Source organism: Geofilum rubicundum JCM 15548, assembly GCF_000974365.1.
GTDB lineage: Bacteria > Bacteroidota > Bacteroidia > Bacteroidales > Marinilabiliaceae > Geofilum > Geofilum rubicundum.
This window is the reverse complement of the sequence record NZ_BAZW01000145.1, coordinates 1-1,515: the sequence shown is the minus strand read 5'-3', so window position 1 is coordinate 1,515 and position 1,515 is coordinate 1. Positions and strand designations below refer to the sequence as shown.

The 1,515-nt window shown below is 37.8% G+C and carries 1 protein-coding gene; it reads right to left on the bottom strand.

The annotated features are described in order from the left end of the window. Nucleotides 1-1,349, bottom strand: a 1,349-nt coding sequence (locus JCM15548_RS20425) for an IS701 family transposase (protein WP_227626084.1), incomplete at its 3' end; no start/stop codon positions are given. Nucleotides 1,350-1,515 lie beyond the last annotated feature (166 nt).

Sequence of the window (1,515 nt, the reverse complement as noted above, 5' to 3'; positions counted from 1 at the left end):
ACATTCGTAAATCCTTCCTTTATATAAGCTCTATTGATATCAGCCTGCCTCTTTACATGTCTGACAAACATTCTGTCAATCATGTCATCATCAGATAATTGCTGAAAGAATTTAAAGCAAATCCATGCTTTAACGTCCCAAGCTGAAAGTAATGGCAAATCATCGAAACAAAATAGTTTCTCCTTCAATATGAAGCAAGCTGTCATAATATTCAATGCCACCTGATGTTGCCAGGCAGTCCATTTGCGTGTTTGGAATTGGTCTAATCCCAAAACCTGCTTACACTCTTTGATGCAATGCTCAACAAAGAAGCGCTGACCTTGCATATAAGCTAAAGCTTTAGGAGTGTATTGCTCAAGATTCGCATTTGTAAATGAATATTTTATCTCTTCCTCATTCTTTGTCTTCTGCTTCTTTATCACAAGAAGCCTCGTTTCGATGGTGTTTGTTGTTTTGTTCCAGATAAACACTTTTGCAAAATGAAATAAGGCTTTCAATGTACCCTTTGTCGTTTTTCTTACTTTAATTTCTGTCCAGTCACCCTTGTTTAATGTATCGCAATATTTGTCAACCCGAATGCTTTGTTTGTCTGGTTTTACCAATGAGGGTTTTCTACCCTTACCCAGCTTTGATTCTGGTACTTCCAATATGGGCTCTTCAATGAAAACATGTTGGTCTTTATGGATATCAAACATGTACACATACCCTAATTCATTTATTTTCCTTGCCAGTTCCGGGTCGTTACCATATAATCCGTCACCACCCACGAAGTCAAAATCAATGCCTATCTCATTATGATGTTCAACAATATCATAGGCTATTTCTGTTTTGGTTTTAAACATCCGAAGGTCCTGCGGAATATCGGCTTTATCGCAACGATACTTGTCATGACACCAACCTTCCGGAAGAAAAAGGCGTGCATCAGTCATAGATGCAAAATCGCCATTGCTCAAACAACTCATTACAGCAACCTGGCTATTGGCCAGCTTTCCTACGTTCCCGCAATATTGCCAGCTCACCCCAACACTCTTATCTCCTTTCTTCACAGTACCAGTTTCATCAATTATTAAACCGGTTAGTTTTCGTTTTGGAAGTGATTTGCTTACTTGAATGGCGGATCTGTCTATTACTTTTCGTTCATTCCAATTGGAATGGGTGATAAAATGTTGCATCTGGTAATAGTCCAAATCTGACTGATCCTCGCAAATCCTTTCGATATTACGATGGTTACTTATGAAAACCCCATGGGCATAACTTTCAGCTTTGTCAAAGAATTTTTTAGTTCTGTTTTGGAAACAATCCTGAAAATCAACAAGATAAGCACCAAGCCGCTTTACACTAGCGGCCAGTGTTTTTCCATAATTTTTTGTATTTTTACGTTGTGTTAAACATTGAAACGAACGATAGGTTTGTTTTTCTGTGATGCCCTGAAATTACTAATTTCAGGGCGTTTTTCCAAGCTCTATTATCATTAAATCAGTCGTTTAGCACATTTTTCATAATCTGTCAAAGTAG